This window comes from Pseudomonas sp. B21-028 (genome assembly GCF_024749045.1).
Classification (GTDB): domain Bacteria; phylum Pseudomonadota; class Gammaproteobacteria; order Pseudomonadales; family Pseudomonadaceae; genus Aquipseudomonas.
Genome location: NZ_CP087184.1, coordinates 1,521,197 through 1,547,042 on the forward strand (window position 1 = coordinate 1,521,197; position 25,846 = coordinate 1,547,042).

23 protein-coding genes are annotated in these 25,846 nt (G+C 61.3%); 15 read left to right on the forward strand and 8 right to left on the reverse strand.

Translation table 11 applies throughout. From position 1 onward, the window contains the following. Positions 1-245: 245 nt before the first annotated feature. The 5 genes from LOY35_RS06895 to LOY35_RS06915 form a co-directional block, all read right to left on the reverse strand. Positions 246-1,589, reverse strand: coding sequence for an imelysin family protein (locus LOY35_RS06895; protein ID WP_258631644.1), 1,344 nt, complete (start codon positions 1,587-1,589; stop codon positions 246-248). A 265-nt stretch (positions 1,590-1,854) separates the two neighbouring features. Further along, on the reverse strand, positions 1,855-3,906 hold the full coding sequence (locus tag LOY35_RS06900; RefSeq protein ID WP_258631645.1) for a bifunctional diguanylate cyclase/phosphodiesterase: 2,052 nt from the start codon (positions 3,904-3,906) through the stop codon (positions 1,855-1,857). A 306-nt stretch (positions 3,907-4,212) separates the two neighbouring features. Beyond that, the gene (locus LOY35_RS06905; protein WP_024781210.1) at positions 4,213-4,809 is read right to left on the reverse strand and encodes a superoxide dismutase; all 597 of its coding nucleotides are present in this window, start codon (positions 4,807-4,809) and stop codon (positions 4,213-4,215) included. A gap of 174 nt (positions 4,810-4,983) precedes the next feature. After that, positions 4,984-5,586 carry a LysE/ArgO family amino acid transporter gene (locus LOY35_RS06910; RefSeq protein ID WP_258631647.1) on the reverse strand — a complete coding sequence of 201 codons (603 nt, stop codon included), beginning with the start codon at positions 5,584-5,586 and terminating at the stop codon, positions 4,984-4,986. A gap of 4 nt (positions 5,587-5,590) precedes the next feature. After that, positions 5,591-5,992, reverse strand: a complete 402-nt coding sequence (locus tag LOY35_RS06915) for an ACT domain-containing protein (protein WP_258631649.1) — start codon at positions 5,990-5,992, stop codon at positions 5,591-5,593. Positions 5,993-6,076: 84 nt separating this feature from the next. Between LOY35_RS06915 and LOY35_RS06920 the strand changes: the two genes are divergently transcribed. The 4 genes from LOY35_RS06920 to LOY35_RS06935 all read left to right on the forward strand — a co-directional run bounded on the left by LOY35_RS06920 (position 6,077) and on the right by LOY35_RS06935 (position 10,161). After that, positions 6,077-6,982, forward strand: coding sequence for a LysR family transcriptional regulator ArgP (locus tag LOY35_RS06920; protein WP_258633490.1), 906 nt, complete (start codon positions 6,077-6,079; stop codon positions 6,980-6,982). A 76-nt stretch (positions 6,983-7,058) separates the two neighbouring features. Continuing rightward, a complete protein-coding gene (locus LOY35_RS06925) occupies positions 7,059-8,042 on the forward strand; it encodes an NAD(P)-dependent oxidoreductase (protein ID WP_258631651.1) in 984 nt (327 codons plus the stop codon). Between the two features lie 107 nt (positions 8,043-8,149). Beyond that, a complete protein-coding gene (locus LOY35_RS06930) occupies positions 8,150-9,031 on the forward strand; it encodes an ATPase (RefSeq protein WP_258631652.1) in 882 nt (293 codons plus the stop codon). 101 nt (positions 9,032-9,132) lie between these two features. Further along, positions 9,133-10,161, forward strand: a complete 1,029-nt coding sequence (locus LOY35_RS06935) for an IS110 family transposase (protein ID WP_258624523.1) — start codon at positions 9,133-9,135, stop codon at positions 10,159-10,161. Between the two features lie 561 nt (positions 10,162-10,722). Here the strand turns inward: LOY35_RS06935 and rapA are convergent. Then, positions 10,723-13,569: an RNA polymerase-associated protein RapA gene (gene rapA, locus LOY35_RS06940; protein WP_258631655.1), complete on the reverse strand. Its 2,847-nt coding sequence runs from the start codon at positions 13,567-13,569 to the stop codon at positions 10,723-10,725. Between the two features lie 247 nt (positions 13,570-13,816). Between rapA and LOY35_RS06945 the strand changes: the two genes are divergently transcribed. The 3 genes from LOY35_RS06945 to ccoM all read left to right on the forward strand — a co-directional run bounded on the left by LOY35_RS06945 (position 13,817) and on the right by ccoM (position 14,722). Beyond that, a complete protein-coding gene (locus LOY35_RS06945) occupies positions 13,817-14,158 on the forward strand; it encodes an aspartate-semialdehyde dehydrogenase (protein ID WP_258631656.1) in 342 nt (113 codons plus the stop codon). 95 nt (positions 14,159-14,253) lie between these two features. Then, the gene (locus LOY35_RS06950) at positions 14,254-14,415 is read left to right on the forward strand and encodes a hypothetical protein (RefSeq protein ID WP_258631657.1); all 162 of its coding nucleotides are present in this window, start codon (positions 14,254-14,256) and stop codon (positions 14,413-14,415) included. A gap of 190 nt (positions 14,416-14,605) precedes the next feature. Continuing rightward, positions 14,606-14,722, forward strand: coding sequence for a cytochrome c oxidase subunit CcoM (gene ccoM, locus LOY35_RS28380; RefSeq protein WP_047701837.1), 117 nt, complete (start codon positions 14,606-14,608; stop codon positions 14,720-14,722). Positions 14,723-14,998: 276 nt separating this feature from the next. On the opposite strand, the gene LOY35_RS06960 is transcribed toward ccoM, so the two are convergent. Continuing rightward, positions 14,999-16,474 carry an inorganic phosphate transporter gene (locus LOY35_RS06960; RefSeq protein WP_258631661.1) on the reverse strand — a complete coding sequence of 492 codons (1,476 nt, stop codon included), beginning with the start codon at positions 16,472-16,474 and terminating at the stop codon, positions 14,999-15,001. 352 nt (positions 16,475-16,826) lie between these two features. Then, positions 16,827-17,027, reverse strand: a complete 201-nt coding sequence (locus LOY35_RS06965; RefSeq protein ID WP_080686273.1) for a hypothetical protein — start codon at positions 17,025-17,027, stop codon at positions 16,827-16,829. 562 nt (positions 17,028-17,589) lie between these two features. On the opposite strand from LOY35_RS06965, the gene pcaR reads away from it, so the two are divergent. The 8 genes from pcaR to LOY35_RS07005 all read left to right on the forward strand — a co-directional run bounded on the left by pcaR (position 17,590) and on the right by LOY35_RS07005 (position 25,814). After that, positions 17,590-18,432: a pca regulon transcriptional regulator PcaR gene (gene pcaR, locus LOY35_RS06970; RefSeq protein WP_258631664.1), complete on the forward strand. Its 843-nt coding sequence runs from the start codon at positions 17,590-17,592 to the stop codon at positions 18,430-18,432. A 115-nt stretch (positions 18,433-18,547) separates the two neighbouring features. Then, on the forward strand, positions 18,548-19,894 hold the full coding sequence (locus LOY35_RS06975; protein ID WP_258631666.1) for an MFS transporter: 1,347 nt from the start codon (positions 18,548-18,550) through the stop codon (positions 19,892-19,894). Between the two features lie 289 nt (positions 19,895-20,183). Then, positions 20,184-21,044, forward strand: a complete 861-nt coding sequence (locus LOY35_RS06980; RefSeq protein ID WP_258631668.1) for a CoA transferase subunit A — start codon at positions 20,184-20,186, stop codon at positions 21,042-21,044. Beyond that, positions 21,041-21,820, forward strand: coding sequence for a CoA-transferase subunit beta (locus LOY35_RS06985; protein ID WP_041021415.1), 780 nt, complete (start codon positions 21,041-21,043; stop codon positions 21,818-21,820). Before LOY35_RS06980 ends, LOY35_RS06985 begins: the two co-directional genes overlap by 4 nt. Next, the gene (pcaF, locus tag LOY35_RS06990; RefSeq protein ID WP_258631671.1) at positions 21,817-23,022 is read left to right on the forward strand and encodes a 3-oxoadipyl-CoA thiolase; all 1,206 of its coding nucleotides are present in this window, start codon (positions 21,817-21,819) and stop codon (positions 23,020-23,022) included. Before LOY35_RS06985 ends, pcaF begins: the two co-directional genes overlap by 4 nt. A gap of 37 nt (positions 23,023-23,059) precedes the next feature. Further along, positions 23,060-23,764 carry a protocatechuate 3,4-dioxygenase subunit beta gene (gene pcaH / locus LOY35_RS06995; RefSeq protein WP_258631672.1) on the forward strand — a complete coding sequence of 235 codons (705 nt, stop codon included), beginning with the start codon at positions 23,060-23,062 and terminating at the stop codon, positions 23,762-23,764. Position 23,765: 1 nt separating this feature from the next. Beyond that, on the forward strand, positions 23,766-24,332 hold the full coding sequence (gene pcaG, locus LOY35_RS07000) for a protocatechuate 3,4-dioxygenase subunit alpha (RefSeq protein ID WP_258631675.1): 567 nt from the start codon (positions 23,766-23,768) through the stop codon (positions 24,330-24,332). A 186-nt stretch (positions 24,333-24,518) separates the two neighbouring features. Then, positions 24,519-25,814: an MFS family transporter gene (locus tag LOY35_RS07005; RefSeq protein WP_258631677.1), complete on the forward strand. Its 1,296-nt coding sequence runs from the start codon at positions 24,519-24,521 to the stop codon at positions 25,812-25,814. Positions 25,815-25,846: the final 32 nt, after the last annotated feature.

The window sequence follows — 25,846 nt, forward strand, 5'->3', positions numbered from 1 at the left end:
TGTGATCTCAAAGACCCGCGGTGAGGGGGCTATTTGGGGCGAAGGGGATTTATTTGTGGCGAGGGGATTTATCCCCGTCGGCTTGCGAAGCAATCCCACGCTTTGTGCAGCAGGCGCAGTCTGTTGACGAGCGCTTCGCACTCGAACGGGGATAAATCCCCTCGCCACAAGACAGTGTTCGGCTTTTCGGTGGCTGAATGAAAAAGGCGACCCGAAGGTCGCCTTTTTCATTCAGCCAGCGTTGATCAGAACTCGTGATCAGCGTTGTCCGGGTTCAGGTCGCTGATGCCCAGTTTGCCGGCAGCCTGTTCGATCGAACCGGTCTGCTTGACCAGGGCGGCGATGGCGTCGCGGACGATCTGGTTGCCGGCGGTGTTGCCGGCCGCGATCAACTGGTCGTAGTGCTCACCCTTGTTGGCGTGATCGACCATGACCTGGATCTTGGCTTCGGTATCGGCCAGCTCGGCCTTGAGCGCGGTATCCGCGGCCGGATCGGCCTTGGCCACCAGGGACGACAGGCTGGCGCCGGTCATCTTGGTGCCGTCGACGCGGGTGTATTCGCCCAGGTACACATTACGCACGCCCTTGGCGTCGTAGAAGTGCGAGTTGTGGGTGTTGTCGCTGAAGCAGTCCTGCTCGTCTTCTGGCGAGTTGGCTTCCAGGGACACCTTCATGCGCTCGCCCGCCAGTTCACCGAGGGACAGGCTGCCCATGCCGAACAACATCTTGCGCAGGCCGCTTTCGGCAGGTTCCGCTTCCAGGGTGGCGCGGTAGTTGTCGGCCACGTTCGGCTTCCAGTTGCCGACCATTTCTTCCAGGTCGCTGACCAGCAATTGGGTCACGGACTTGAGGTAGGCACGACGACGGTCGTTGTGGCCGCCAGTGGCGCCGGCGCCTTCCAGGTAATCGGAAGCCGGGCGGTTGCCGGCACCAGGGCCGGTGCCGTTGAGGTCCTGGCCCCACAGCAGGAATTCGATGGCGTGGTAGCCGGTGGCGACGTTGGCCTCGGAACCACCCAGCTCGTTCAGGCTGGCGAGTTTTTCCGGGGTGATGTCTTTCACGTCGACCTTGTCTTCACCCACCTGGACTTCGGTGTTGGCAATGATGTTGGCGGTGGCGCCCGGGTTACCCAGCGCGTGCTCGTAGGATTTGTCGACGTAGTCGATCAGGCCTTCGTCCAGGGGCCAGGCGTTCACCTGGCCTTCCCAGTCGTCGATGATGGTGTTGCCGAAGCGGAACACTTCGCTCTGTAGGTAAGGCGCGCGAGCGGCGACCCAGGCAGCGCGGGCGGCTTTCAAGGTGTCGGCGTTCGGCTTGGCCAGGAAGGCATCGATGGCGGTTTGCAGGGTTTTTGCAGTGGATTCGGCATCGCTGTAGACGGCATAGACCATCTCGGCGTAGTGCGCGACGACGGCCTTGGCGGCGGCTTCATCGAGTTTACCGGCAACCGCAGGGGCGGCTGGTGCAGCGGTGCTGGCGGCAGGCGTTGGCGCTTGCGGCGCGGCGGCCTTGTCCTTGCCTTCGCCGCAGCCGGCGAGGGAAATAGCGATGGCCAGCAGACTGGCGGTAGCCAGGGGCATACGAATCATGGCAAACATCCTGCTTCGAAAATGGATGGGACTGGCGCGGGGGTGCGCAAAAGCTGCGACATAATGCGAAAGATTTGCATTATGTGTAAAGGGTTGCGCCTGTAAATATTTCTTATTTAGTAAACGCGGACGGGTAGACGCTGCCGAGCGAAGCGAGACTGCGACCTTTTTCCAGGCACTTGAGTCCCAAGGGAAATCAAAAGATCGTCCGAACGCGGCCAGAGCTTTTGCCAGCTCCGGCGGGCAAGCCCGCGATCCTGGAGGGTCAGAGAATGGAGGCCTTGCTGCGCTGCGCCTGTTTCAGATAAGCGCCCAGCTCCCGTGCCGGCAGGGGTTTGCTGTAGTAGTAGCCCTGACCTTCATGGCAACCCTCGGCAATGATGTAGGCTTCCTGCTCGAGTGTCTCGACGCCTTCGGCGATCACCTGCATCCCGAGGCTTTTACCCAGCTGAATGATGGCGCGGACGATGGTCGCGTCGTCTTCGTCATCGAGCAGGTCCTGGACGAAGCTCTTGTCGATCTTGATCTTGTCCAGCGGCAAGCTCTTGAGGTAACTCAGGGACGAATAGCCGGTCCCGAAGTCATCGATGGCAATCAACGCGCCGGAGCGGCGCAGGCTCAGCAAGTGCTGGGCGGCGGTGGTGATGTCTTCCATCAGGCCGGTCTCGGTGACTTCGAGCTCCAGGCTGCGCGGCGGCAACCGGTACATCTGCAGGAGGTTGTTCACCACCCGGGGCAGTTCGGCGTGGTGCAGTTGCACCGTGGACAGGTTGACCGCCATGCGCATGTCGACGAAACCCTGGTCGTGCCATTCGCGCAACTGCTTGCAGGCCTGGTCCAGTACCCATTCGCCGATGGCAATGATGGTGCCGTTCTGCTCGGCCAGCGGAATGAACAGATCCGGCGGTACGAAGCCATGTTCGGGATGGTGCCAGCGAATCAGGGCTTCGGTGCCCACCACCCGCAAGTCGCGGTAGCTGATCTGCGGCTGGTAGACCAGGGTGAACTGTTCGCGCACCAGCGCCTCGCGTAAATCCTTCTCCAGCTCGCGACGGCGGCGCATTTCGCTGTCGACGCTGGCAATGTAGAACTGGTAGCGGTTGCGCGAGCGGCTCTTGGCCAGGGTCATGGTCTGCTCGGCTTTCTGCAACAGCTTCTCGGTGCTGTCGCCGTCTTCGGGAAACAGTGTGATGCCGATGGTGGCGCGCAGGCGGATTTCCTGGTCGTCCAGGGCGAAGGGTGCCTCCAGGTCGTCGAGGATGCTTTGCGACAGCTCGGCGGCTTCGTAAGGCTGCTCGATGTCGGCCTGGACCAGGGCGAACTGGTCACCTCCCAGTCGTGCCAGCGCACCCAGGCGTCCGCTGTGGGCCCGCAGCCGATCGGCCAGGGCCAGCAGCAGTTGGTCGCCGGTCTGATAGCTGAACTGTTCGTTGATGCTCTTGAAGTCATCCAGCCCCACGCACAGCACCGCCACCCGGCGTTGCAGGCGCCCGGCATCCACCAGGATCTTGTCCAGTTGCTGCTGGAGCTGCTGGCGGTTGGGCAGGCCGGTAAGGAAGTCGTACTGGGCCATCCGCAGCAGGCTGTTTTCCGCTTCGTGGCGCAGGTGTGTATTGCGTTCGATGGAGGCGAGCAATTGGTTGGCCGTGTTGATCCACAGGCCCAGCTCATTGTGTTCGTGGCCGCGAAGCTGCGGGATCTTGTGGGCGCTGGGGCGATCGGGGTTGATTTCCGTCAGGTGTTCGATGATCCGCGACAGCGGCTTGGTCAGCAGCCAGTGATAGACCAGGTACAACACCAGGCCCATTGCCAGGGCCCGCAACATGCCGGAAATGAAAATGATCACGGAGTTGATGATGAAACTCTGGCCGTAGGTGGCGGTGTCCAGGGTGATGCTCAGGTCGCCGTAATATTCGCTGTAGGGACCGCGGCCGACCAATTGCGTGGTGAAGGTACGCTCCTTGCCCAGGATCAGGTCGGTCAGCCAGCGGCTTTCGGAGCGCTGCAAGGGACGGGTCTTTTCCGCGAGCATGGTTTCGTGCGGGTGACCGATGGAGGCCATGCGGACAGCCTCGTCCTGGAACAGCCCTTCGATCACTTGCATGCCCATTTCCCGGTCGAGGCTGTAGACGGCCTGGGTCGAGGGGTCGCGAAACATATCGAGAATGCGCTGGGCATCGCTGGCGACGGCCCGGTTGGTTTTATAGGCATCGAACACGATCTGGGCACAGCTCAATATCAGGCCAACGATCAATGCCGAGAGGAGCACGACCCGGAGCAACTTCACAGACAAGCTGTTCTTGAGTTCCAGCTTCAAAGAGGGATTCCTTGTACCGTGCGGGTAGCGTCAAGTTGCCATGAGTATTGGCAATCCTGTGATGTCAGTCAAAGGGACAATCAAACACAAGGGGTTTTGCCTGGAACATGGCCGATATGCGGTTTTTCCAGAGTGATTGCTCTACGGTCATTGTGTCGGTTGCAGAGGCTCGCAACTTGAGGCCTCGGAGGAATTTTTGTTGGGATTCGGACGTGAGGTCATCCGCTAGAAACCGGAGCGGGATGTGCGCAGGGCAAAAAAAACCCGGCAAGGTGCCGGGTTCTTTGTCTGGCATCGGATCGAAGCTTAGGCGGTGAAAGCCTTGCCTTCGAACTGCTCGGCCACGAATTTCCAGTTGACCAGGTTCCAGAACGCTTCGACGTACTTCGGACGAAGGTTGCGGTAGTCGATGTAGTAGGCGTGTTCCCAGACGTCGCAGGTCAGCAGCGGGGTGTCGCCGCTGGTCAGCGGGTTGCCGGCGCCGATGGTGCTGGCCAGGGCCAGGGAGCCGTCAGCCTTTTTCACCAGCCAGCCCCAGCCGGAGCCGAAGGTGCCGATGGAGGTCTTGCTGAACTCTTCCTTGAACTTGTCGAACGAACCGAAGGCCTTGTTGATGGCTTCGGCCAGTGCGCCGGTAGGTTGACCGCCGGCGTTGGGCGCCAGGCAGTTCCAGTAGAAGGTGTGGTTCCAGACCTGAGCGGCGTTGTTGAAGATGCCACCCGAGGAAGTCTTGACGATTTCTTCCAGGGTCTTGCCTTCGAACTCGGTGCCAGGCACCAGGTTGTTCAGGTTCACGACGTAGGTGTTGTGGTGCTTGTCGTGGTGGAATTCCAGAGTCTCTTTGGAGATGTGCGGCTGCAGTGCATCGTGTGCGTAGGGCAGCGGCGGCAATTCGAAAGCCATGGTGATTCTCCTAATCAGGTCAGTTGCGGTGAGCGCAAGGCCGATCACGGGCGGCCGGACTAGCGCCGGGGAGTTTGTACTCTTTGCGGCGCAGGGTCGGATCATAGCACCGGGGGTGCGGCATAACCACGCAACAACTGTGTGGGATAGAGGTTCCAGAGCGGTTTTGAATAATCAGCCCATGACGATCAACTGCACCGCCACGGTGAACATCATCACCGCCACCAGCAGGTCGAGGATCCGCCAGGTGCTCGGGCGAGCCAGCCAGGGAGCCAGCCATGCGGCGCCGAAGGCCAGGGTGAAAAACCACAACAGCGAAGCACTGGCGGCGCCCACGACATAGGCCCCGGGCACGCTCTGCTGGGCACCGAGGGAACCGATCAGCAGCACGGTATCGAGGTAGACGTGAGGGTTGAGCAGTGTCACGGCCAGCGCGCTGAGCAATACCGTCCGCAGCGAGCGCACGGCCTGGTGTTCACCTTGTTGCAGGCTCTGCTTCGAACAGGCCCGGCGCAAGGCGAGGCTGCCGTACCAGAGCAGGAACGCCGCGCCACCCCAGCGGGCAATCGAGAGCAACAACGGGCTCTGGGCCAGCAGCGTCGCCAGCCCGAATACGCCGGCCATGACCAGCAGCGCATCGCAGGTGACGCACAGCGCAGCCACGGGTAAATGATGTTCGCGACGCAGGCTCTGGGCCAGCACAAACGCGTTTTGGGCGCCGATGGCCATGATCAGCCCGAGGGCCACCAGCAGCCCGTTCAGATAACTCTGCCACATGATTTCACTCCCCGTTCGCGGCCAGTTGCTGGAGCACGGCCATGGCCTGTCCGGCGTCGTCGTGACCGACGAACAGATGGTCGTGGTAAAAACCGGCAATCACGTTGCAACTGATACCGGCATTGCTCAATGCCGTGGCGAACGCGGCGGTCAGGCCCACGGCCTGCAAGGCCGAGTGCACCTCGAGGGTGATCCAGGCGGCGACATAATCGAAGCCCAGTCCGGCCTTTTGCGCCTGGGATTTTTCCAGGATCACCGTCAGTCCCTCTCGCTCGAGAAAACTGCCGACGATCGCGATGTCGGCCGGGATCCGGCCATCGGGCAAGCTACAGAACACGTATTCGCCCGCGTTGAGCCGCGGACTCATGCTGCGCAGCAGGGTGTTCAATGATATTTCGCCAGACATGGCTCGCTCCTTCCAGGTGATGCTGGCCATTTTCCGGTCGAAGGCTGTATAAGAAAAACAAATCTTGCTGATTGCTCATTAGGAATACTGATGTTCGATTACAAACTGCTGGCGGCCCTGGCTGCCGTGGTGGAACAGGCCGGCTTCGAGCGTGCCGCCCAGGTGTTGGGTTTGTCCCAATCGGCCATTTCCCAACGGATCAAACTGTTGGAGGCGCGTGTCGGCCAACCCGTGCTGGTACGTGCTACGCCGCCGGCGCCCACCGAGATCGGTCGCCGTTTGCTCAACCATGTGCAGCAGGTGCGCTTGCTGGAGCGCGATCTGCAAAGCCTGGTGCCGGCACTCGATGAAGAAGGTCTGCCCGAACGCCTGCGCATCGCCCTGAATGCCGACAGCCTGGCGACCTGGTGGGCGGCGGCCGTGGGCGATTTCTGCGCCGAACATCACTTGTTGATGGACCTGGTGGTCGAGGACCAGACCGTCGGCCTCAAACGCATGCGTGCCGGCGAAGTGGCGGCGTGTGTCTGCGCCAGCGAGCGCCCGGTGGCCGGGGCTCGCAGCGTCTTGCTGGGTGCGATGCGCTACCGGGCGCTGGCGAGCCCGGCCTTCATCGCCCGGTACTTTCCCGATGGCGTACGTGCCGAGCAATTGGCTCGCACGCCGGCCCTGGTGTTCGGCCCGGATGATTTCCTGCAACACCGCTATCTCGCTTCCCTCGGCGTCGAAGGCGGTTTCGAGCACCATCTGTGTCCGTCTTCCGAAGGTTTCCTGCGCCTGGCCGAAGCGGGGCTTGGCTGGGGGCTGGTGCCGGAACTACAGATGCGCGAGCAACTGGCGCGGGGTGTGTTGGTGGAGTTGCTGGCAGATAAACCGATCGATGTGCCTTTGTACTGGCATCATTGGCGCAACGGTGGGCAGTTGCTCGGGTTGTTGACCGATCAGTTGATTCACTTCTCAAAGCGCTGGCTGGTGCCTTGGGGGCCGCAATGAGCGTCAAGCCGCAAGCGGCGCAGATTAATTTGCCGTGGCGGCTCGACGCTTGCCACTGCACGGGTTGGGAGCATTCATGAAAATTCTGGTTACCGGCGCAAGCGGCTTCATCGGTGGGCGCTTTGCGCGTTTCGCCCTGGAGCAGGGCCTGGATGTACGGGTCAACGGACGTCGGGCCGAGAGCGTGGAACACCTGGTGCGTCGCGGTGCGCAATTCGTCCCGGGGGACCTGGGCGATCCGCTGCTGGCCCGTGATCTGTGCCTGGATGTCGAGGCCGTGGTGCATTGCGCCGGTTCCGTGGGGTTGTGGGGGCGCTATCAGGATTTTCACCAGGGCAACGTCCAGCTCACGGAAAATGTTGTTGAGGCCTGCCTCAAGCAAAAGGTCCGGCGCCTGGTTCACCTGTCGTCACCGTCGATCTATTTCGATGGCCGTGACCACCTTGGGTTAACCGAAGAGCAAGTGCCCAAGCGCTTCAGCCATCCCTACGCCGCCACCAAATACCTGGCCGAGCAGAACGTCTTCGGTGCCCAGGAGTTCGGCCTCGAAGTGCTGGCCCTGCGGCCGCGCTTCGTGACCGGGGCTGGCGACATGAGCATCTTCCCGCGCCTGTTGAACATGCAGCGCAAGGGGCGGTTGGCGATTGTCGGCAACGGCTTGAACAAGGTGGATTTCACCAGTGTGCACAACCTCAACGAGGCGTTGCTCAGCAGCTTGCTGGCCACCGGTTCGGCGTTGGGCAAGGCCTACAACATCAGCAATGGAACGCCGATTCCGTTGTGGGACGTGGTCAACTATGTGATGCGGCAGATGGACGTCCCACAAGTCAGGCGTTACCGTTCCTACGGGCTCGCCTACAGCATTGCCGCGTTGAACGAAGGGGCCTGCAAGTTGTGGCCGGGCCGTCCCGAACCGACACTGTCGCGCCTGGGCATGCAGGTCATGAACAAAAATTTCACCCTCGACATCAGCCGTGCCCGGCATTATCTCGATTACGATCCGCAAGTCAGCCTGTGGACCGCTCTCGATGAATTCTGCACCTGGTGGAAAGCCCGCTGATCGGTCCGTCATGAACCGAGTGCCGGGTTCGGGGTCAATGGGTGCGGCGGGCGAGGGGGTTATACTCGCCGCATCGAGCCATTACTGGTTTTTCAAAGGTTGAATCCATGCCCACGCGTAATGATGAACACGACGACTTCGACGATGTACCGAGCCTGCGGATGCGCGCCGACGTCCCCGATGACGATGACTTCCTGCCCAACCGTCAGGCGCATGTGCAAGCGCGTCCGACACCCGTGGCGGCAGCCAAGGTCAAGGGGCCCAGCACCGGACCGCTGTGGGCTCTGGTCGGCGCGTTGCTGTGTGCGCTCGGCTTCCTGGCCTGGTGGAGCTTCCAGCAGATTTCCCTGATGGAGCAACAGTTGGTGGCGACCCAGGAGAGTTTCGCGCGGATCAGTGAAGACGCGGCGGGACGCTTGAAGGACATTTCCGGCAAGGTGGTGGCCGGCCAGTCCAATGTCATGAGCGACAGTGAAGCCTTGAAGCTGCAGGTCAGGCAGTTGGACAACAAGCTGCAAGAGCAGGCCCGGCTATTCGAAAGCAAGCTGCAAGAGCAGTACAAGCAACAGCAAGCCACCTTCGGTCCGTCCGCCGACCTGGACAAGGAACTGGCCCAGCTCATTGCCCAGGCCACTGAACAGCAGAACGCCAGCACTCAGCTGCAAGCGGCCAACAAGGAGCTTCAGGCCCAGGTCAAGGCACTGGCGGCTGAAGTGACCACCCTGAAGAACCAAGGTGAAGACGGCGTGCTCGATGCCCAGCTCAAGAGCATCGGTGCCGATATCACTGCCCTGAAAAGGAATAACCAGAACCCTGCCATCGAGCGCCTGGAGCAGGAGATGATGGTACTCAAGAGTCAGCAGGATAACCGCTCGGGCGGCGGAACGGCCGAATTCGATGCCTTCCGCGGCCAGGTCACCCGCAACATCAATACACTGCAAGCACAGATCCAGAACCTGCAACAGCAGCTCAGCGCTCGGGGGCAGTGACAGGTTTTTAACACCACCACACCTAATGAGATGGCTACCCCCGCTGCCCCCTGTGAACGCCCACTAAGCTTTCACAGGGGGATCTACCGGAGACCGCCGTCATGAACAAAGTAGCCGTTGTCGCCATCGACCTTGGAAAGCTCACCTTTCACGTACATGAGCAAGATGATCAGGGGCATCCACTTCTGCGCAAAAAGTTTAAGCGAGTGGAGCTCCTCCAGCATCTAGCAAATCTCGAACCGTGCATCGTCGTGATGGAAGCCTGTGGTGGGGCCCATTTCATGGCGCAAGAAGTCGCCAAGTTTGGGCATTCTCCCAAACTGATAGCGCCTCATCTCGTACGTCCTTATGTGAAAAGCAACAAAAACGATTTCGCCGATGCCGAGGCAATCTGCGAGGCCGCCAGTCGTCCCACGATGCGCTTTGTACCGGTTAAAAACCAAGCTCAGCAGGCTTTGGCGATGCTCAACTCGGTGCGCGACTCGTTCATTAAGGATCGCACGGCGACCGTCAATCGGATCCATGCAGCGTTTCTGGAAGTCGGCGTCAGCCTGACTCCAGGCTACAAATCGCTCAAGGACATACCAGCCCTGTTGGAGGCAAGTTCATTTCATGGGCTCATCCGCAAACTCCTGGCGGACTTGTACGAGCATTACCTCTACCTCAATCTGCGTATCAAGGCGTTAGACAAGGAGGTCGACTGCCAGGCCGCTGGAGATGATCTGGCCTCCCGCCTGATGACAATGCCGTGCGTGGGTCCGATCACCTCCAGCGTCCTGGCTGCCGAAGTGGGCGACGGTAAGCAGTTCAAATGTGGTCGAGACTTCTCAGCGTCAATTGGACTGGTCCCCAAACAACACTCAACGGGCGGACGGACGGTACTTTTGGGCATCAGCAAGCGTGGCGATCGAAATCAAAGGCGCCTGTTCGTCCAGTGTGCCCAGACGTATGTGAACAGGCTGGATCGACAGGAAGGGAAGCTGGCCGATTGGGTTCGCAAGCTCCTGGCCAGCCACCGTCACCGCAACCTTGTGGTCTGCGCACTGGCCAACAAGTTAGCCAGGATCGCTTGGTCAATTGCGGCAAACCATACGGTATTCGATGCAGGGCCAAGCGCGATGAACGCCTGACCCCGCTATTACCCGAGCACCACCTACCTGGTTTTGCGATGCTGGATAACAGATGACATGAACGGCTAACCGGCCTGACGAAAACCCTGGGCTCCCACACGGCTGCAAGGCCGTTCAACTAATCAGGATCGTCGGGCATCGAATTCTCATCAAGGCGCGGGGGACGCAATTCCCCACCCAGACGCCGGATAGATGAAAGCAAGCCAAACACGCATCAAAGACAGTATTGCAGAAAAGGGGGTAACCATAGATGTGGGAGCGACCTGCTCGCTCCCACAGTGTTTCGTAATGCTGTTCACTTAAGAAAAGCGATGAACTTGTGGCGAGGGGATTTATCCCCGCTGGGCTGCGAAGCAGTCCCAAAACCCTGCTACTCGGTGTATCAGGCGGATTGAGTCGCCTGTGTTGGCTGCTGCGCAGCCCAGCGGGGATAAATCCCCTCGCCACAATGAACCGGGCAAGTCTTAAGTGAACAGCATTACCACAGTGTTTCGGGGGTGTTGTGAGTACAAAAAAAGGCCCGCATCGCTGCGGGCCTTTTTTTTGTATTACCAGGGCTGATCAGCCCGCCACCAGTACCCGGATTGCTTCCAGGCGCAGGGCAGCCTTTTCCAGCATCGCCAGGCCCTGTTCGCGCTGTTTGCGCAGGGCTACCAGCTCGCTGTCGCGCACGGTCGGGTTGACGGCTTGCAGGGCGGTCAGACGGGCCAGCTCTTCGTCAGTATCGGCCGCCAGGCGGCGTTGGGCTTCGGCCACGCGCTCGGCATGCCGTGGGGCGATCTTCTCTTCACCGGCATTGATGCGCGGGGTGAGTTGATCACGCTGGGCCTGGATGAACTTGTTGGCGCTGGCGCGAGGCACGCTTTCGAGCTGATCGTTCAAGGTCTCGAACGAAACCCGGGCCGCCAGGTCGTTGCCGTTGCTGTCCAGCAAGCAGCGCAGGGCGGCCGGTGGCAGGTAACGGCCCATTTGCAGCGAGCGCGGGGCGACCACTTCACTGACGTAAAGCAGTTCCAGCAGCACGGTGCCGGGCTTGAGGGCCTTGTTCTTGATCAGCGCCACGGCCGTATTGCCCATGGAGCCGGACAACACCAGGTCCATACCGCCTTGCACCATCGGGTGCTCCCAGGTGATGAACTGCATGTCCTCGCGCGACAGCGCCTGGTTGCGGTCGTAGGTGATGGTCACGCCTTCGTCGTCGCCCAGCGGGAAGCTGGCATCGAGCATCTTTTCGCTCGGCTTGAGAATCAGCGCGTTGTCCGAATGGTCCTCGCTGTCGATACCGAACGCATCGAACAGGGTTTCCATGTAGATCGGCAGGGCGAACTGGTCGTCTTGCTCGAGGATGGCTTCCACCAGTGCATCGCCTTCACCGGCGCCGCCGGAGTTGAGCTCCAGCAAACGGTCGCGACCGGTGTGCAGCTCGCTCTCCAGGCGCTCGCGTTCGGCACGGGCCTCATCGATCAGCGCTTGCCATTGGCCATCGTCGGCCTCCTCCAGCAAGGGCAGCAGGCGCGGGCCGAACTGATGCTGCAAGGCGTTGCCGGTCGGGCAGGTATTGAGGAAGGCGTTCAGCGCTTCGTGGTACCACTGGTACAGCCGCTCTTGCGGGCTGGTTTCCAGGTACGGCACATGCAACTCGATGGTGTGCTTCTGGCCGATCCGGTCCAGACGGCCGATCCGCTGTTCCAGCAGGTCCGGGTGAGCAGGCAGGTCGAACAGCACCAGATGATGCGCGAACTGGAAGTTGCGCCCTTCGCTGCCGATTTCCGAGCAGATCAGCACCTGCGCGCCAAACTCTTCGTCGGCGAAGTACGCGGCGGCACGGTCGCGCTCAAGGATGTTCATGCCTTCGTGGAACACCGTGGCCGGGATGCCGGAGCGCACGCGCAAGGCATCTTCCAGGTCCATGGCGGTTTCGGCATGGGCACAGATCACCAGTACCTTGGTGCGCTTGAGCATCTTCAGCTGGTCGATCAGCCACTCGACGCGTGGGTCGAATTTCCACCAGCGTTCTTCTTCGCTGGCATCCGGCTGGGCCTGGAAGCTGACTTCCGGGTACAGCTCGGCGTGATCGCCCAGGGGCAGCTCGAGGTATTCGTCCGGGCACGGCAGCGGATAGGCGTGCAGTTTGCGCTCAGGGAAGCCCTGTACGGCGGCGCGGGTATTACGAAACAGCACGCGGCCGGTGCCATGGCGGTCCAGCAACTCGCGGACCAGGCGGGCGCTGGCTTCGACGTCGCCGTCATTGACGGCGGTCAGCAGCGCTTCGCCTTCGTTACCCAAGAAGCCGTGGATGGTCTTGTGGGCTTCGGGCGAGAGGCGGCCCTTGTCCAGCAGCTCCTGCACGGCCTCGGCCACCGGACGGTAGTTTTCGCTCTCGGCGCGGAAGGCCTTGAGGTCGTGGAAGCGGTTCGGGTCCAGCAGGCGCAGGCGGGCGAAGTGGCTGTCCTGGCCCAATTGTTCCGGCGTCGCGGTGAGCAGCAGTACGCCGGGGATCGTCTCGGCAAGCTGCTCGACCAGCGCGTATTGCGGGCTGACCTGATCCTCGTGCCACACCAGGTGGTGGGCTTCATCGACCACCATCAGGTCCCAACCGGCGGCGAACAGCGCGTCCTGGGCCTTCTCGTCGTCCACCAGCCACTCCAGCGCCACCAGCGCCAGTTGCGTGTCTTCGAACGGGTTGCTCGCATCGCTTTCGATGAAGCGTTCTTCATCGAACAAGGCGACTTGCAGGTTGAAGCGCCGACGCATCTCCACCAGCCACTGGTGCTGAAGGTTTTCCGGAACCAGGATCAATACGCGGCTGGCGCGTCCGGACAGCAGCTGGCGGTGGATGACCAGGCCGGCCTCGATGGTCTTGCCCAACCCCACTTCGTCCGCCAGCAATACCCGCGGTGCAATGCGATCGGCCACTTCCCGGGCAATGTGCAACTGGTGGGCAATGGGCTGGGCCCGGACGCCACCCAGGCCCCAGAGCGAGGACTGCAACTGGCGGCTGGTGTGTTCCAGGGTGTGGTAGCGCAGGGAGAACCAGGCCAGCGGGTCGATCTGGCCGGCGAACAGGCGGTCGCTGGCCAGGCGGAACTGGATGAAGTTCGACAGCTGGGTTTCCGGCAGGGTGACGACTTCGTTCTGCCCGTTGAGGCCGTGATAGACCAGCAGCCCGTCGACATCATCGACTTCGCGCACGGTCATTTTCCAGCCTTCGAAGTGCGTGATCACGTCGCCCGGCGAAAACCGTACACGTGTCAGCGGCGCATTCCGTAGCGCGTACTGGCGGGTATCGCCAGTGGCCGGGTAGAGCACGGTCAACAAGCGGCCGTCCTGTGCCAGAACGGTGCCTAAACCCAGCTCGGCTTCGCTGTCACTGATCCAGCGTTGCCCCGGTTGATACTGCTGCGCCATGCTGCCTGACTCCCGCCTTGAAAAAGCCGATTATCTTAACGGAATGATCTCCCAGACCAAAGAAATTACGCATGCAGCAGGCTGTTATGACGGCCGATCCTCCGACCGGTCCGAGGGAACTTCGGCGGGTTTCGCGATCAAACAGGCTTGTGCCTGCCTTGCGTTAATGCCAACCGGGTCACAAGTTTCGGACCAGCGGTTCAAGCCGTCTGCGCTGCAGCCGATAGCCTGATGACAGGAGATTTTTATGTTGCTACCCACGCTCCCTTTGAGCACCGTACCCATCACGGCACAACAGGATCCGGTCCGCCAGCGACCGGACATCCCGCCCGTGGTCCCGGTACAGCAAACCTCCAGCGAAAGCACCATCGACCTGCAAAAGCGTGATCCGGAAGAGGCTGCGCTGTTGCTGCGCGAGGAGCAGCGTCGCCAGCAGGAGCGTGACAGGCGCCGTCGCGAGGCCGATGAAGATCCCGAGGAGCACCTGGCCATACCGGGAAACGAACTCAACGCCGATAACACCGTGCCGGTGAAGCCCCTGATAGACGATGAGGCGCGGCAGGGCCTGTGGGTCGATATCCAGATCTGATTTCCTGTATTTGTCCACGTACGCAGGCTGGTCAACGCAGCCGACAGCCCCCATCATGGACACATTCGCACTTCACTGCATGATGCCGACACGCCATGAGCCAAGACGACAAACTGGTTGACCTCAACGCTGAGCGCGCCAAGCGTGTTCACGACCTCAACGAAAAGCGCCTCAATGAAGTTCGCCAGGCTTTCGAGCAGGCCATGCCCCTGGGCAAAGCCAGGAAAAAGCCCAAGAACAAACCGAAGAAACGTTGACGCCCCCTCGATCCATTGAGGCAGCGGCCTGTACGGTTAGTTTGGGCGCACGAATCAGCCACACAGGCCACTGCTTATTTCCCTTCCTTTGCGCTCAGTCGCGAGCGTTATTGACCCCGGTCAATGTTCATCCCGGTTCGATTGGTTAACGTTGCTCCAACACAACAGGGGCGGGACCAGGAGGCCAATCATGTTTTTCGACAATGTGGTGTTTGCCGGAATGTTGACGGTCGGCTTCATGTTCGTATTTTTCGCCGTTTTTGGATTATTCATCTGGAAAGACGCACACAAGCGCAAAAAACCGTAGGTCTTTCCGGCTGCAACGAGCACGCAAGGCATTTTGGGCGACTTCGGTCGCCCTTTTTTTTGTGCCAGATTCTTGCCCACACACCAAGCCCCTGTGGGAGCGAGCCTGTGGGAGCAAAGCTTGCTCGCGACGAAGGCACCTCGATTTACAGACCGTGTTTCCGTTCATCGCGAGCAAGCTCTGCTCCCACAGGCTCGCTCCCCACAGGGATAAAGCCACTGGCATAAAAAAAGGTGCGACCCGCAAGGGCCGCACCTTTTTTGTAAGCCGCTGGAATCAGCTACCCAGGGCCTTGGAAGCCAGCCAGAACAGCCCGGCCGACAGCGCCACCGTTGCCGGCAGGGTCAGGACCCAGGCCAGCAGGATGTTGCGTACCGTGCCGCCTTGCAGGCCGCTTTTGTTGGCGATCATGGTGCCGGCCACGCCGGAAGACAGCACGTGGGTGGTGGACACGGGCAGGCTGAACACGTTTGCCAGGCCGATCATGCACGCGGTGGTGATCTGCGCCGACATGCCCTGGGCGTAGGTCATGCCCTGTTTGCCGATTTTCTCGCCGATGGTCAGCACCACGCGCTTCCAGCCCACCATGGTGCCCAGGCCCAGTGCCAGGGCGACCGCCAGGATCACCCAGAACGGAGCGTATTCGGTGGTGGCGGTCAGGTCCTTGCGTAGTTTGTTCAGATCGTCTTTTTCCCGGGCTGCCAGGTTTGGCAGCTTGCCGACCTTCTTGGCTGTGTCATCCAGGCAGAGCAGGTAGCGACGAATCTCGATGCGGCTTTCCGACGGCAGCGAGTGGTAGTCGGCCACGCCTTTCAGGGTGTCGAGCAGCGCATTGATGGTGGGTTCGGTCTGCTGCGGGTTGCAGCGGAACTTCTCCGGCAGATCCCCCGGCACGCTTTTGCCCAGCGCCAGGTATTCGCCCAGGGGTTCGCTGTTGCGCTGGTAGAACTGGCTCAGGTGCAGGGTTGCGTCACGGGTGCGCTCGATCTGGTAGGTGGTGCTGCTCAGGTCGAGGACGAATTGCGCTGGCACGATGCCGATCAGCACCAGCATGATGAGACCAATACCTTTCTGACCATCGTTGGAGCCGTGGACGAAGCTGACGGCCATGGCCGAAATCACCAGCACCAGGCGATTCCAGAACGGAGGATGCTTCTTGTCGTCGACCTTGCGACGCTGTTCCGGCGTTTTGTGCATCTTCGACAGCGGACGCCACCACTTCAGGCCAATCAGCACCAGGGCCGCAACCAGGAAACCGGCCATCGGCGAGAACACCAGGGAGGCACCGATATCGATTGCCTTCTGCCAGTTCACTCCGTCGCCCAACGGGATGTCGTTGATCAGCGCGTTGGCCAGACCCACGCCGAGGATCGAACCGATCAACGTATGGGAACTGGACGCCGGGATACCGAAGTACCAGGTACCCAGGTTCCAGGTGATGGCCGCTGCGAGCAGCGAAAACACCATCGCCAGCCCGTGTCCGGTGTTCACGTTGATCAGCAGCTCCACGGGCAACAGGTGGACGATGGCATACGCCACCCCCACGCCGCCCAGCAGCACGCCGAGGAAGTTGAACACCCCGGAAAAGAACACCGCCAGGTGCGGCGGCATCGCTTTGGTGTAGATAACAGTGGCAACCGCGTTAGCGGTGTCATGAAAGCCGTTGATGAACTCGAAGGCGAGGACAAAAGCCAGGGCGAGCAAGAGGCTCACAAGCACCCAAGCATCCAGTCCGCTGAATAAATCGATCATGAAGGTTTTCTGACCCGGTCATAAGGGGGCGCGATTATGCCAGAAAACCACGTTGATCGATGCACTGCCTGCTCATCGGTAACATTCTTCAATGAAATAGTTTGTAGGAAACCTTCCGGGACCAGGTTTTCCAAGGCCCGTGCAACCCATTGATTCCGGGGTTAAAAGCCAGGCGAGCAAGGGTCGTTGAGGCTGAGCTGGGCCCTAGGTAGTTGTATGAAATATCTGAAAAGAAAGTCAGTCACGGTTTCCTCCACCTGTGGCGGAAGGAGAGGGCGGCCCGCTCATGACGGGCCTCCAGCGCGGTATCCGGTCGGGGTGTCGACCGGATACTGTTTCCAAAGAAAGCGTGTTATCGCTCTTCGGGCCTGAGTTCCTTTTCCATTTTCTGAAGTTCCTGGGAAAAGGCCTGGTCCTGAACAGTGGCGCGTTTACGCCAGGGTTTGCGTTCCGGTTCAGGTTGTGCGGCGTAGGTGGTGACTTCCCCGCCGTAAACTTCCTTGTAACGTTGTTCCTGGCGCTCAAGTTCCGCGCGCAGTTCGTCTTTCGTCACAGTATTACCTAGCAAAGTGAAATTGAATCTGGTGATACGCACTGCATGTATCCACGCAGACGGCCACGGCACCAGAGCTGACAGCTGACGTAGCATCAGGGCTTCGTGTTGTTGCCGATACAGGGGAAGCGGCCATGGGGCTTCAGGCACCTGGGGACGGAACAGACCGATGGGCCTTACCGTCACTGGGTTGCATTATAGCGGTCCACCCGAAGAACACTATCGGGAAATATTTAAAGGGCGGATTGTTGTGTGTACCCATGTTTGCATGTGCAACTTGTGGCACTTACGTTTCAAGCAATACCACCCGTGCCGATACCCTCGCGCCGTTCAAGGCGACAAGTTCAATATTGCAATCTGGTTGTTCAAAGTCAAATGTGCCTGACGCGGCTCTTCAAACTTGTTGGTGGATGCGTCGGGTGGTCGGGCGATGTCTGGAGCAGTTTCGTCGATTGCGATTATCGGTCGAGGGTTCGATAATCGCACGGTCCTGAGGGGCCAGCCCTTGTCGTTCCTCAGGCCGCCGTTTGTAATGACCGTCACCGTCGGGGAAGTACCAGACATGAACGACCAATTGCGCAACGCCTTCTCTTCAGTCGCGCCACCGATTGTCGCCTCACCGGCCAAGCGGATCCAGGCCTTGACCGGCGACCCGGACTTCATGACGTCCCTGGCCCGCGGACTGGCCGTGGTCCAGGCCTTCCAGGAGCGCAAGCGGCACCTGACCATTGCGCAGATCAGCCATCGCACCGAGATCCCTCGTGCTGCCGTCAGGCGCTGCCTGCACACGTTGATCAAGCTCGGCTACGCCACCACCGACGGGCGCACCTATTCGCTGCTGCCCAAAGTGTTGACCCTCGGCCACGCCTATCTGTCGTCAACGCCGCTGGCGGTTTCTGCCCAGCCGTACCTGGATCGCATGAGCGAGCAGTTGCACGAGGCCTGCAACATGGCCACGCTCGAAGGCGATGACATTCTCTATATCGCCCGATCGGCCACCACCCAGCGGTTGATTTCCGTGGACCTGTCCGTCGGTGGACGCCTGCCGGCCTATTGCACCTCCATGGGCAGAATTCTCCTGGCGGCCCTGGATGACGCTTCGCTGCGTGACTACCTCGATCATGCCGAGCTGCAGGCCAAGACCAGCCGGACGCTGCACACCCCCGAGGCGCTGCTCGAGTGCCTGCAGCAGGTGCGATTGCAAGGCTGGTGCATCGTTGACCAGGAGCTGGAGCAGGGCCTGCGGGCGATTGCCGTTCCCGTCTACGATGCTTCCGGCCAGGTCGTAGCGGCGCTGAATGTCAGTACCCATGCCGGGCGTGTCAGCCGCAATGAGCTGGAGCAGCGGTTCCTGCCCAGCCTGTTGGGAGCCAGCCGGGACCTGAGCGCGCAGTTGTTCGCTTAAGCTGTTCGATAAACGCACGGAGACGTCTCGGGTCAATTGACGGTATTTATCCGGCCTCATTAATGTCGCGGCAGCGTCATCCGGCGCGATCGGCACAATAATAATGAGAGAGACGATGAACCAGCCCCAGACCTCCGTAGGCCATTGCCTCGACGTGCAGTCCTTCATCAACGGACAACCCATTTCGCGTTATCAGTGGCGGGTAGTGATCCTCTGTTTCCTGATCGTCTTCCTCGATGGCCTCGACACGGCGGCTATGGGCTTCATCGCCCCGGCCTTGTCCCAGGATTGGGGCATCGATCGCGCCAGCCTCGGCCCGGTCATGAGCGCCGCGCTGATCGGCATGGTTTTCGGCGCGCTGGGCTCCGGGCCACTGGCTGACCGCTTCGGGCGAAAAGTCGTCCTGGTAGGCGCGGTCATGCTGTTCGGTGCGTTCAGCCTGGCGTCGGCCTATAGCGCCAATGTCGAACAATTGCTGGTGCTGCGCTTCCTGACGGGCCTGGGATTGGGCGCGGGGATGCCGAACGCCACCACCTTGCTGTCGGAATACACCCCGGAGCGCAAGAAATCCCTGTTGGTGACCAGCATGTTCTGCGGGTTCAACCTGGGGATGGCCGGCGGCGGCTTCATCTCGGCCAAATTGATACCGGCGTTCGGCTGGCACAGCTTGCTGCTGATCGGCGGGATCCTGCCATTGATCCTGGCGGTGGTGCTGCTGTTCTGGCTGCCGGAATCGGCGCGCTACCTGCTGGTGCGCAATCGTGGCACCGACAAGGTGCGCAAGGCCCTGGCGCCGATCGACCCGGCCACTATTGCCCAGGCGGCCAGCTTCAGTGTGCCCGAGCAGAAAACCGTGAAGGCCCGGAACGTGCTCGCGGTGATTTTCTCCGGCACCTACAGCGCCGGTACGTTGCTGCTATGGCTGACCTATTTCATGGGCCTGGTGATCGTTTACCTGTTGACCAGTTGGCTGCCGACGCTGATGCGCGACAGTGGCGCGAGCATGGAGCAGGCCGCCTTCATCGGCGCACTGTTCCAGCTGGGGGGCGTGTTGAGCGCGGTGGGCGTGGGCTGGGCAATGGATCGGTTCAATCCCCACAAAGTCATCGGCTTTTTCTATCTGATGGCCGGGTTATTTGCCTACGCCGTAGGGCAGAGCCTGGGCCACATCACGGTACTCGCGACGTTGGTGCTGGTGGCCGGGATGTGCGTCAACGGCGCGCAATCGGCGATGCCCTCCCTGGCGGCACGCTTCTACCCGACCCAAGGCCGCGCCACGGGGGTGTCGTGGATGCTGGGCATCGGCCGGTTCGGCGCCATTCTCGGGGCCTGGATGGGCGCGACGCTGTTGGGCCTGGGCTGGAACTTCGAGCAGGTATTGACCGCGCTGGTCGTTCCCGCGGCGCTGGCAACCGTGGCGGTGGTGATCAAGGGCATGGTCAGCCATGCGGATGCGACCTGACTCGCTGACCTGAGCGCCTCACCCTGTGGGAGCGAGCCTGCTCGCGATAGCGGTCTATCAGGAGCGAACTTATTGCCTGATACACCGCCATCGCGAGCAGGCTCGCTCCCACCCGGAATTCTTTTGCCAAGTAAATCGATAGCTAAACAACAATCTGTTCGATAAACGAACACTCAGTCGATTATCGGATTGTTTGGCGTTTTCCCGCAGCTTAATCTTCAGTCACTCCGGCGCTGAACCTCGCGCCTTTTTCTTCATGTCGGTCAACTGGAAAAACGGGAGCCTGCCCATGGCTGAAATCCTTTCGCTGCACGACGCGGTGAAGCAATTCGTCAACGACGGCGATACCGTCGCCCTCGAAGGCTTCACCCACTTGATCCCGACGGCGGCGGGTCATGAAATCATTCGCCAGGGCAAGAAAGACCTGACCCTGGTGCGGATGACCCCGGACCTGATCTACGACCAGTTGATCGGCGCAGGCTGTGCCCGCAAATTGATCTTCTCCTGGGGCGGCAACCCGGGCGTGGGCTCGCTGCACCGTCTGCGCGATGCCGTGGAGAAGCAATGGCCGCAGCCTCTGGAGATCGAGGAGCACAGCCACGCCGACCTGGCCAACGCCTACGTCGCCGGCGCCTCCGGCCTGCCGTTCGCCGTGCTGCGGGCCTATGCCGGTTCCGACCTGCCAAAGGTCAACCCGCTGATCAAAAGCGTGACCTGCCCCTTTACCGGTGAAGTCCTGGCCGCAGTGCCTTCGGTGCGTCCCGACATCACCGTGATCCACGCCCAGAAAGCCGACCGCAAGGGCAACGTGCTGCTGTGGGGCATCCTCGGTGTGCAGAAGGAAGCCGCCCTGGCCGCCAAGCGCTGCATTGTCACCGTGGAAGAGGTCGTCGACGACCTGAACGCACCGATGAATGCCTGTGTCCTGCCGACCTGGGCCTTGAGCGCGGTCTGCCACGTGCCCGGGGGGGCTCATCCGTCCTACGCCCACGGCTACACCGAGCGTGACAATCGTTTCTACCAGGCGTGGGATGCCATCGCCCGGGACCGTGAGACCTTTACCGCCTGGATCAACGAATACATCCATGGCACCCGGGATTTCAGTGAATTGCAGGCCAAACTGGCAGCCGCTTTGGAGGCGAAACAATGACGTACTCCACCAACGAAATGATGACCGTTGCCGCGGCCCGTCGGTTGAAGAACAACGCCGTGTGCTTCGTCGGCATCGGCCTGCCATCGAAAGCGGCCAACCTGGCGCGATTGACCTCGTCGCCGGATGTCGTGCTGATCTATGAGTCCGGCCCGATCGGCGCCAAGCCCAGCGTGTTGCCGCTGTCCATTGGCGACGGCGAGCTGGCGGAAACGGCGGACACCGTCGTCCCGACCGGCGAGATTTTCCGCTACTGGCTGCAGGGCGGGCGTATCGACGTCGGCTTCCTCGGCGCGGCCCAGGTCGACCGTTTCGGCAATATCAACACCACGGTGGTGGGCAATTATCATCAGCCAAAAGTCCGTCTGCCGGGCGCCGGCGGTGCCCCGGAAATCGCCGGTTCCGCCAAAAGCGTGTTGATCATCCTCAAGCAGTCGGCGCGCTCGTTCGTCGATAAGCTGGACTTCATCACCTCGGTCGGTCACGGCGAGGGCGGCGATTCCCGCAAGCGCCTGGGCCTGCCGGGTGCGGGGCCGGTGGGTATCATCACCGACCTGTGCATCATGGAGCCGGAAGCCGGTACCCATGAATTCGTGGTCACTGCGCTGCACCCCGGCGTGACTCGCGAGCAAGTCATTGCCGCCACCGGCTGGGCGATTCGTTTCGCCGACCAGGTACACACTACCGCCGAACCGACCGAGGTAGAGCTGCGCGCATTGCGCGACCTGGAAGCTCGCACGGCTGCGGCCCACGGCCAGGCACCGGGAGAAGCTTGATGCGCGACGTCTATATCTGTGATGCGATTCGTACCCCCATCGGCCGCTTCGGCGGTGGTTTGGCCGCGGTGCGCGCCGATGACCTGGCGGCCGTGCCGATCAAGGCGCTGATGGAGCGCAACCCGTCGGTGGACTGGAGCGCGGTGGATGAGGTGTTCCTCGGTTGCGCCAACCAGGCCGGCGAAGACAACCGCAACGTGGCGCGCATGGCGCTGCTGCTGGCGGGCCTGCCGGAGAGCATTCCCGGCGTGACCCTCAACCGTCTCTGCGCTTCGGGCATGGACGCCATCGGCACGGCGTTTCGCGCCATCGCCAGTGGCGAAATGGAGCTGGCCATCGCCGGCGGCGTGGAGTCGATGTCTCGCGCGCCTTTCGTGATGGGCAAGGCCGACGCGGCGTTTTCCCGCAACATGAAACTGGAAGACACCACCATTGGCTGGCGCTTCATCAACCCGTTGATGAAAGCCCAGTACGGCGTGGACGCGATGCCCCAGACCGCCGATAACGTAGCGGACGATTACGCGGTGTCCCGCGCCGACCAGGATGCGTTTGCCCTGCGCAGCCAGCAACGCACCGCGGCGGCCCAGGCCGCAGGATTTTTCGCCGAAGAAATCGTACCGGTGCGCATTGCCCACAAGAAAGGCGAAACCGTGGTCGAGAAGGACGAGCATCCCCGTGCCAACACCACGCTGGAAGCCCTGAACAAACTCAAACCAGTCAACGGCCCGGACAAGACTGTCACCGCCGGCAACGCCTCGGGTGTGAACGATGGCGCGGCGGCGCTGATCCTGGCCTCGGCTGAAGCGGTGAAGAAACACGGCCTGACCCCTCGCGGCAAAGTGCTGGGCATGGCCAGTGCCGGCGTGGCGCCACGGGTGATGGGCATCGGCCCGGTGCCGGCGGTGCGTAAGTTGACGGAACGCCTGGGCCTGGCAGTCGCCGATTTTGATGTGATCGAACTCAATGAAGCGTTTGCCAGCCAGGGCCTGGCGGTGCTGCGCGAATTGGGGCTGGCGGACGATGCGCCGCAGGTCAATCCGAACGGCGGCGCCATCGCCCTCGGCCATCCACTGGGCATGAGCGGGGCGCGACTGGTCCTGACGGCGTTGCATCATCTGGAAAAGACCGGTGGCAAGAAAGGCCTGGCGACCATGTGTGTCGGCGTCGGCCAGGGCCTGGCATTGGCTATCGAGCGCGTCTGACGCGCCGTACTACTCATAAGAAACCGAGGAATGCTTCATGACTGACAAGCCTGGTTACCGCCGCCCCCAAGTGGGCACCCAGCCGGAGTACCTGCACCCGCCGTATCAGTCCACCAACCTGCGCTCGCCGTCCAAGCCGTTGGTGCATCTGCCTCACTCCCTGTCGGAAATCACCGGCCCGACCATCGGTGCCGACCGTGTCCAGGAGAAGGACAACGACCTGACCGCCCAACATGCTGGCGAGCCCCAGGGGGAGCGGATCATCATTCACGGGCGTGTGCTGGATGAGAACGGCCATCCTGTGCCGGGCATTCTGGTAGAGATCTGGCAGGCCAACGCCGCCGGTCGCTACAACCATGAGCGCGACAAACACGATGCGCCGCTGGACCCGAATTTCACCGGCACCGGTCGCGCCATCACCGATGCCGACGGCTGGTACCAGTTCCAGACCATCAAGCCCGGCGCCTATCCCTGGGGCAACCACCATAATGCCTGGCGCCCGGCGCACATCCATTTCTCGCTGTTCGGGCCAAGCATCCTGACGCGCCTGGTGACGCAGATGTATTTCCCCGGCGACCCGCTGCTGGCCTACGATCCGATCTACAACTGCGTGCCGGACACCAGCGCCAAGGAGCGCCTGATCGCCAGCTTCGACCTGGAAAAAACCATCCCTCACTACGCCCTCGGTTATCGCTGGGACATCGTCTTGCGCGGCCGCGACGCCACGCCGATGGAGAAATAAGATGACGCTTACCGCCACCACATCCCACACCGTTGGCCCTTACTACCACATCGGCCTGACCTGGCTGAACCGCGAAGACCTGACCGTCGCCGAAACCCTCGGCCAGCGCGTGGCGATCACCGGGCAGGTGATCGACGGTAACGGCGAGTTCGTCAACGACGCGATGCTGGAAGTCTGGCAGGCCAACGCTGCCGGCAAATATGCCCACCCCGAAGACGATCAGGACAAACCCCTGGACCCGAATTTCGAAGGTTTCGGCCGGGTGCCGGTGGACGCCGAGGGGCGTTTTCGGTTCACCACCATCAAGCCGGGCACTGTGCCGGGCCTGGGAGGCACGACCCAAGCACCGCACCTGGTGGTGCTGGTCTTCGCCCGTGGGTTGGTCAAACACCTGCTGACGCGTATCTACTTCGATGGCGAACAGGCCAACGAAGCCGACCCGTTGCTGGCCTGCGTACCTGAAGAACGACGTGCCACTATCGTGAGCAAACCCGATGCGTCGGGCGTGTACCAGTGGAATGTGATCCTGCAGGGGACGGATGCCGAGACGGTGTTTTTCGATTACTGAGTGAGTGCTCAAGATTGCATCGCGAGCAAGCTTTGCTCCCACAGTGTTGCCTCCCTGCCGGGCGAGCACACTTCTGTGGGAGCAAGGCTTGCCCGCGATGGCGCCAGCACAGGTACCGCGAACTGTGGAACGGGACTGTTACGAAGTGTGTCTAGACTTTGTCGATTCCCCAAGAGTGAATAACCCATGACCACCCTAACCAGCCACTACACCGGCGAAGAACGCAGCAAGCGCATCTTCGCCATCGTCGGTGCCTCCTCCGGCAACCTGGTCGAATGGTTCGATTTCTACGTCTATGCGTTCTGCGCGATCTATTTCGCGCCGGCCTTCTTCCCGTCCGACAACCCCACGGTGCAACTGGTCAACACGGCCGGTGTCTTCGCCGCCGGGTTCCTGATGCGGCCGATCGGCGGCTGGATTTTCGGCCGGGTGGCGGACCGTCACGGGCGCAAGAACTCGATGATGATTTCGGTGCTGATGATGTGCTTCGGCTCGTTGCTCATCGCCTGCCTGCCCACCTACAAGGACATCGGCGTCTGGGCGCCGCTGTTGCTGTTGCTGGCCCGTTTGCTACAAGGTTTGTCGGTGGGCGGTGAGTACGGCACCACTGCCACCTACATGAGCGAAGTCGCCCTCAAGGGCCAGCGCGGTTTTTTCGCTTCGTTCCAGTACGTGACGTTGATCGGCGGGCAACTGCTCGCCGTGTCGCTGGTGGTGATCCTGCAACAGTTCCTTAACGAAGACGAGCTGCGTACCTATGGCTGGCGGATCCCCTTCGTGGTCGGCGCCGTGGCCGCATTGATTTCCCTGTTCCTGCGCCGCTCCCTGAAGGAAACCAGCAGCAAGGAAATGCGCGAGAACAAAGATGCCGGCAGCATCGCCGCGCTGTTTCGCGACCACAAAGCCGCGTTCATCACTGTGCTGGGCTACACCGCCGGCGGCTCGCTGATTTTCTACACCTTCACCACCTACATGCAGAAATACCTGGTGAACACCGCGGGCCTGCACGCCAAGACCGCCAGTTACATCATGACCGGCGCCCTGTTTCTCTACATGTGCATGCAGCCGTTGTTCGGCATGCTGGCGGACAAGATTGGCCGTCGTAATTCCATGCTCTGGTTCGGCGCGTTGGGGGCCTTGTGCACGGTGCCGATCCTGCTGACCCTCAAAAGCATCAGCAGCCCATTCCTGGCGTTCGTCCTGATCACCCTGGCCCTGGCAATCGTCAGCTTCTACACCTCCATCAGCGGCCTGGTAAAAGCAGAAATGTTTCCACCCGAAGTGCGGGCGCTGGGGGTAGGGTTGGCCTACGCGGTGGCGAACGCGATTTTTGGCGGTTCGGCGGAGTACGTTGCCTTGAGCCTGAAAGCCCAAGGCATGGAAAACACCTTTTACTGGTACGTCACGGTCATGATGGTGGTGGCGTTCCTGTTCAGCCTGCGCCTGCCGAAGCAACCGACGTACTTGCACCACGATCTATGAGCCACTCCTTTGATCCCACCGCGACCGGCCGA